Raw genomic sequence first — 7,093 nt, 5'->3', positions numbered from 1 at the left:
AGAGGTAATTGACTCATATGATTAAATATTTAAAAAGTACAACTCAAAGTTAATCATTTTTTCAATTACCCTAAGTTTTTTTATTTAAATCCCTTGAAAACAATAAGTTAGACTTATAATTCACGTTAGGAATATGATTTTCGTTCATAAAACCCTTGTTTTTTAGTTTTTTCGTACAAAAATAAGTATTTGAATAAAGTTTTTGTTTGAACTTTGGGCAAAACATCAATTTTTCTCGGTGAAACTAATTGTAGAATCGGCGAAATTTTTGTTGAAAAATAATGAAAAAAGTATTTTTGTAAAAAAAAATTCATATATTTCTCTTGCAAAACTATGCTATCTTTTTTATGCGTTTGGTATTGTTACTGATGTTTTGGGGGTGTTTTATTACCTTTTCTCTTGCACAAACTTTGCCTGCAAGTTTGGAAAAAAAGGATTTGCAAGATGTGGTAAAAATAGTAAGAAAAATAAAAGATTTTGAAAAACTGCTGTTTGCCGCTATTCCCGAAAAAAGACATAAGATTTTAGATAGCCTTGAAAATTCAGAAAAAGAAGATATATTCAAAGCCGCAGTGCTTTTACAGAAAATCTTGTATGAGGCAAAAGAAGTTTCTGACGTAAAAATTTTAGCGAGAAAAATACTTTTTTATTTAGGGAAACACGCTAATCCTTGTTTAGAGATTTATTTCAGAGCTAGAATAGCCGAAGAGTTGGGATTACACCACGAAAATCAACTTTCTTATGCCAAACAAGAACTTTCCAAACTCAAAGAAATGACTACCCAATTTGCTTGTACAAATTACGAGATTTATGTTTTGTATTTAGAGTATAAACTATTGCAAAAGGAGTTTAGAAACGATTTGGCTCTGGCTAAACTTTTGGAAGCTATTGATTTCTATAAGAAAAATAACTTACAGGAGGATAAAGAGCAATTGATTAAAATCATTTCTGAATTAGTATCTTTCTACTTCAAAACAGAAGAGTATAAAAAGATTGTTGAAATTCTGAGAGAGATGCTGTACACATTGAACGAGACAGAAAGTATCGAAAGGGCTGTCATAAATCTACACAATAGTTTGGGATTGGCATACAAAAGGATCAACAATTTCCCCGAAGCTGAAAAAAGTTTTAAGAAAGCCATAGAGCTTGCTGAAAAAGCCAAAGATAGTATTTGGATTGCTATACCCAAAGGTAATTTGGCTGAGATTTACACTGAAACGGGAAAGTATGACATTGCAGAACAATTTCTTGATGAATACATTAGTTATTCAATAAAGTATAAAGAGTTGGGTATTACGGTTGCGGGGTATATAAAAATGGCAAAGCTATTTAGATTAAAAAAAGAGTTTGCAAAAGCTGAAAAAAATTTACATTTGGCTGATGATTTTCTTCAAAAACACTTGGAAAGTATCAGAAAATCAGATTTTTGGCATTACATCAACTATCACGTAAGGCTGAATAGGGAATATACCGAATTTTATTTGGCTATTAAAAGTTTTGATAAGGCATCAGAATACTTAAAAAAATATGATAGTTTTAGGGATTCGCTTTACAAAATTACATTGCAAGAGCAAATCGTAGATTTAGAAGCTCGGCATCGTGTAAAAGAGAAAGAACAGGAAAATGAACTGCTCAAAGCTACTAACGAAAAGCAGCAATCTCAAATTCGCAATAGCCAAGTTTTTCAATGGGCAACTATTATTATCATAAGTCTTTTACTTGGACTAATATTTTTGGGGTATAAATTCTGGAAAAAGCAAAAAGAATATTATAAAAGTCTTGAAGATTTAGATTTATTTAAAAACAAACTCTTTTCTATTATTTCTCACGATTTGCGTAATTATATGAGCAGTTTGAAAGGCTATGTTTATCTCATAAACAACCAAGAAATGACTATGCGGGAACTTAAACCGCTTTCAGAGGAACTTGCGAAAAATACAGAATACACTTTTGGACTTTTAGATAATGTCCTGATTTGGGCAAAATCCCAAATGCAAGGACAAACTTTACAATTACAAACATTTGAAGCTAAAGAACTTGTGCAGAAAGTGATTTTTGAAATTGGCTGGTTTGCAAAAATCAAAAATATTGCAATCAATTGTCATTTTCAAGAAAATTTGTGGGTAGAAGTAGATTTTAGTATTTTTTTGATAGCTTTGCGTAATATTATCAGTAATGCGGTAAAATTCAGCAAACCCAACGGAATGATTGATATTATTGTACAAAAAAACAATAATTATTGCGATTTTATTGTTAAAGACTATGGGATAGGAATAAAACCCGAAAATTTAGAAAAAATCAGACAAGAAATAAGTTTTAATGAATTAGGCACTTCACTTGAGAAAGGTACGGGGCTGGGTTTGATACTCATCAAAAGTGCCGTAAAAGATTTGAAAGGTCAATTATTCATTGAGAGCAAATTGAATGAAGGTACTACGGTAACCATTTCTATTCCAATTGTAAGAAACTTGAATACAAACAAAATTTGAACTAATATGAAAGTTTTAGTAGTAGATGACGATTTGGTTTTGCAAAATTTATTTTTGCATCACCTAAAAAATATGGGTTTGGAAGATATTCTTACCGCTCAATCGGGTGAAGAATCGGTTCAGAAAGCGGAAGAACACCAGCCTGCGGTGGCTTTTATGGATATAAATTTGCTGACACAAATGGATGGCATAGAGGCGGCAAAGTTTATCAAAGAAAAATCACCTCATACACAAATTGTATTTGTTTCTGCCAATGAAGCTCCTTCGTTAATGGAAAGAGCCAGTGCTGTTGAAAATTTAGGCTTTTTGAATAAACCCTACAATCCTGAACTCATTGAGCAGTATATTAAGATGGTAAAAATGCGTTTGAGGCACCTCAATCGTAATAGATAATTTTATTTTGGCACTTTAATAACCTCACAGCTTTCAATTTCTTTTTTTACACTGCTGAAATTGATACCCACTAGGTACAATTCTTTGTCTGTGTGGAGGTATTTTTTGAAATAATCTTTGTTTCGGATTTGTTCAAGAGCAATAGAGGCATTTTGGTCAAGTTTGAACTCAAAGAGGTAAATTCTGTTTTCGTAGGCAAGTACAGCATCAATTCTGCCTTTGGAGGTTCTAATTTCAGCTTGTATGTGGAAACCTGCAAGTTTGAGAGCAAGATATAGAACTGAATGATAGTAGGCTTCTTTATTGGCGATGAAAATTTCGGCAGGAATATCAGCAAAAAGGATATTGATAGTTTCTTTTAGCAGTTCCAAATCATTTTTACGGATAGCGGCGGCAATTTGGTTGGCAGTAGAAGCGTGCCTCATTTGGAAGGAATACGAACCGATAAGGTATTGTGTCATAGAGAGTTCCACTTCATAGTTGGGGTAATTGAGTACAAAATCGCCAAATTCATCAATGCTATCAATTGTGAGGTATCCAGTTTGAAAAAGTAGTGTTTCAGGATTGAGGTTATCTATATCAAAGTTGCTAATGAGGCTCATAGAAGCTTTGAGGTTACGTAGATCGTAGAGCCATTCTTTTCTGAGCAGGTTGATGAGCATTTTGGGAGTACCACTTTCAAACCAAAAATTACGAGCTTCTCGGGCATCTAAATAGCACAAAACAGAAAAAGGATTGTAGAGTTTATCTTTCCCATTCCACGAATAGCCATTATACCAAAATTTGATTTCTTTCCACAAATCGTCAATATTTTTACTTGTTTCTTTGGCTATAAATTGCAAATGGGGAGTAAAATAGTGATGTATTTCGTTTTGTGTGTAGCCGAGCATATTATGAAAATCTTTGTGGAAAGTAATATCCACAAGATTGTTGAGGTCAGAAAAGAGGGAAACTTTGGTAAAGCGAGTAATTCCTGTCAGGAACATAAAACGAATGTAAGCGGAACTGCCCTTGACGATGCTGTAAAACATACGCAAGACCTCCCTATTTTCGTGAGCTTGATTTTTATCACCTTGTTCCAGCACATCAGTAATGGGCTTGTCGTACTCATCAACTAAAATCACAACTTTCAAATGAGTTTTTTCATAGAGTTTTCTGATAAGTTCAGCAAATAGCAAGCCAAGAGCATTTTCATAGAGTTGAATTTGATATTCATTAGCAATCTCTTGCAATCTATTTTCAAGAGCATATTTCAGTCCTAATTCCCTAAATCCAAGTTTGCTGCAATCAATATGAATGATAGGGTAGGGTATCCAATCTATTTTATCGTAGATATAAAGTTTTTGGAATAGTTCTTTTCTGCCTGCAAAGAGTTCTTTGAGAGTATTGATAAGCAGGCTTTTGCCAAAACGGCGAGGACGAGAAAGGAAAAAGAAATAACTGCTGTGAGTAATTAGGCGATAGATGAAATCTGTTTTATCCACATAGATACGCCTCGTTTGGCGAATTTCGCTAAATTCTTGCTGTCCTGTGGGGAGTAGTGGTAGCTGGTTCATAACGCAATTTTTCAGCTTTTATTTAGTTGCATTATGAGCCAAAATTAGCCTTTTTTTTGTCAATTTCAATATCTTTATACAAATACATCATCAAATTAAGTTGGGAAGTAAGGTTACTCATCAAGCCAAAAGCCTCTTGGATAGGGCAAATATAGGTAGTAATGAACTCTCTTTCACCTTCGGCACCCGTTTTTTTATTACGAAAGTGATAAATATCTTCTTGGCTCATTTCTATTTCACAAGCAAAGAGATAGCCTCCTTCATCTAAAAGCCCCGGTGAAGTATAGAGAGGTTTTTCGTTCAGTAAGCGAAGTTGAGATTTTTCAACTTTCAAGCCAGTTTCTTCTTCAATTTCTTTGAGAGCTACTTGCCAAACATCGGTAGAGCTATCACACATTCCTGCGGGGTGCTCGTAAGTATATTCACCGTTGGCTATACGATACTGACGTACCAGAAGTAAAAATTTTTCTTGCGTTTCTTTTTCTATAAGCACGGTTACAATACTTACAAAATGCCCACGCAAAAGCACAACGGGCAGAAGTTTTTCGCCGTTCTTATCTTGGGCATCTACAGAAAGAAGTGCAAAAATAATTTCACCATTAGGTTTGTAAATAAGTTGTAGTGGCTCAATCTTATTTACTATGATACCATTGGCTTGTAAGGTCCTAAGCCATTGTTGGTATTTGAGTGAGTCTTCAAGTTTTTGTTTCATCATCAAATTCAATATCTTTATGTTCTTCTCGGATATGCAAAAAGTTCGGAATTTCTATCGTAAAAGTGCTTCCTACATCTTTCTGAGAATTAACCTGTATGTTTCCACCGAGTTTTTCAGTAATTTCTTTGGCAATAAAAAGTCCTAAACCAGAACCTTCTCGTGCATTAGGAGAACCTCTGAAAAACATTTCAAAAATTTTTTCGTGGTATTTGGCATCTATACCTTCACCATTGTCTATTACTTGAATAGTAGCTTTTTCGCTATTACTTTGAATAGCTACTTTTACAAAAGGCTTTTCTTGTCTTTCTAAAACACTATAACGCACGGCATTTTTGAGCAGATTTTCTAAAATGGTTATCAAACGCTCTCGGTCGGAAATAAATTCGCTTTCTTGTTGAATTTCAATAACTATTTCTAATTTTTCAAATTTTGGTAAAAAGCGGATATTTTGTACAGCTTCTGCAACAATTTTTTGAAAATCAATCTTTTCACGTTTGATAGCCAAACGGATATTGGAGGAATAATTGACAATATCGTGGATAAAACCATCTAAACGCTTGATAGTTTGCTCTTTGAGATGTGTGTATTGGCGTATCATTTCCAAATTTTCTTCGGCTTTGGTAAGATTGATGAGTCCCAAAAGGTTGGCAATAGGACCTCGCAAGTCGTGAGCGGCACGATATACAAATAAATCAAGCTCTCGGTTGGTCTTTTTAAGGTTTTCAACCAAAGCTTTATTTTGTTTTTTCAAATTTGCCATTTCTAAGGCAATATCAATAGTTTCTTTGAGCTCTTCTGCTTTCCAAGGTTTGGCGATGTATTTAAAGATTTTCCCTTTATTGATTGCGTCTATTATAGCGTCTAAATCCGAGTAGCCTGTGAGCAAAATACGTGTAACATCAGGAAATTGCTCATTGATTCTTTCTAAAAACTCTACCCCCGTCATTTTGGGCATTCTTTGGTCAGTAATGACAAGTTGAACAGGGATTTTTTGTAAAATTTCCAAGCCTTCATCGCCCGAAGTGGCTACGTGTATTTCGTAGTGCCTTCGAAAAACAGCCTTAAAACTGCTCAAATTATTGGGCTCATCATCAACGTATAGAACAATTTTTCGTTGAGCTACTGTTTCTAACATTACTTTTTTTGAAAGCAATTTAAGAATAAAATTTCATTTGGCAATAAATTTTTCTAAGAAATAAGAGGAAAAATACAAGATGTAAGATAAACATAAGATACAAGAAAAATATTTAAGAAATGTCGCCCTGTAAATATTTGCTCATATTTTGGCAAAGTTTTTGATGTTTTTTTTTCACTCTTGCAACCAATTCTGTTTTGTAGGGGTCTTATGTCTGAAACACCAAAATCCAAAATTTATGGAAAAAATAATTACTCTAACTAAAACCCAAACTATGAAAAAAGTTTTTGATGTTGCTGAAGTGGTCTTACTTTTGGCGATAGGGATTACACTGGTAAGTTTTTTGCCTGCGTAAAGCCATTTTTAGTATAGTAAAAACACACCTTTTGCGTAAAAATACCTGCAATGAGCTTCGTTGCAGGTATTTTTTATTCAGATTTTTTCAAAATTTTATGAAGGCAGGTTCAAAGAGATGATTGAAGCAAAGACTTTACTCTGAAATAATTTTAAGGGGCAAAAGTAGCATAGCAAGAGCTATATCGGCATTATTTGGCAATACGCCCAAAGCCAATCTAAAAAACAAAAACACCGAACCCGCTCTCGTAAAACTAATGAGCCAAGCCTCTAATTGTGTGATTTGGTTTGATGAAGACTACAACGAAGTAAAAAAAGGAATATTTATAGATAATCAATAATAAGATTTATATTTGCAGAAAAAAGAGAAAATTATGGATAGAGCAATTTTATATGATATGGTTTTCAAATTACGGAAAGAAGGTCTGAAACAGGTCAAAATAGCAGAGCT

6 protein-coding genes are annotated in these 7,093 nt (G+C 33.7%); 3 read left to right on the top strand and 3 right to left on the bottom strand.

Annotated features, from left to right (window positions below):
- Positions 1-347: 347 nt before the first annotated feature.
- Both Rain11_RS13365 and Rain11_RS13360 read left to right on the top strand, forming a co-directional pair.
- Positions 348-2,489 carry a tetratricopeptide repeat-containing sensor histidine kinase gene (locus tag Rain11_RS13365; protein ID WP_101359874.1) on the top strand — a complete coding sequence of 714 codons (2,142 nt, stop codon included), beginning with the start codon at positions 348-350 and terminating at the stop codon, positions 2,487-2,489.
- A 6-nt stretch (positions 2,490-2,495) separates the two neighbouring features.
- Positions 2,496-2,882, top strand: coding sequence for a response regulator (locus Rain11_RS13360; RefSeq protein WP_101359873.1), 387 nt, complete (start codon positions 2,496-2,498; stop codon positions 2,880-2,882).
- 2 nt (positions 2,883-2,884) lie between these two features.
- On the opposite strand, the gene Rain11_RS13355 is transcribed toward Rain11_RS13360, so the two are convergent.
- The 3 genes from Rain11_RS13355 to Rain11_RS13345 are packed head-to-tail and all read right to left on the bottom strand — an operon-like array spanning position 2,885 to position 6,288.
- Complete coding sequence (locus Rain11_RS13355) at positions 2,885-4,438, bottom strand: ATP-binding protein (protein WP_101359872.1); 1,554 nt, start codon at positions 4,436-4,438, stop codon at positions 2,885-2,887.
- A 31-nt stretch (positions 4,439-4,469) separates the two neighbouring features.
- On the bottom strand, positions 4,470-5,150 hold the full coding sequence (locus Rain11_RS13350) for an NUDIX hydrolase (RefSeq protein WP_165778150.1): 681 nt from the start codon (positions 5,148-5,150) through the stop codon (positions 4,470-4,472).
- Entirely contained in the window at positions 5,134-6,288 is a 1,155-nt protein-coding gene (locus Rain11_RS13345; protein ID WP_101359870.1) for a hybrid sensor histidine kinase/response regulator, read from the bottom strand. The genes Rain11_RS13350 and Rain11_RS13345 overlap by 17 nt, the downstream gene beginning before the upstream one ends.
- 476 nt (positions 6,289-6,764) lie before the next feature.
- Here Rain11_RS13345 and Rain11_RS13340 point away from each other — a divergent pair, with 476 nt between their 5' ends.
- Positions 6,765-6,983 carry a hypothetical protein gene (locus Rain11_RS13340; RefSeq protein WP_101359869.1) on the top strand — a complete coding sequence of 73 codons (219 nt, stop codon included), beginning with the start codon at positions 6,765-6,767 and terminating at the stop codon, positions 6,981-6,983.
- Positions 6,984-7,093: the final 110 nt, after the last annotated feature.

The sequence above is a fragment of the Raineya orbicola genome, assembly GCF_002843425.1.
Lineage (GTDB): Bacteria > Bacteroidota > Bacteroidia > Cytophagales > Thermonemataceae > Raineya > Raineya orbicola.
The sequence above is the reverse complement of the archived record's forward strand: the minus strand, read 5'-3'. Positions and strand labels throughout refer to the sequence as shown.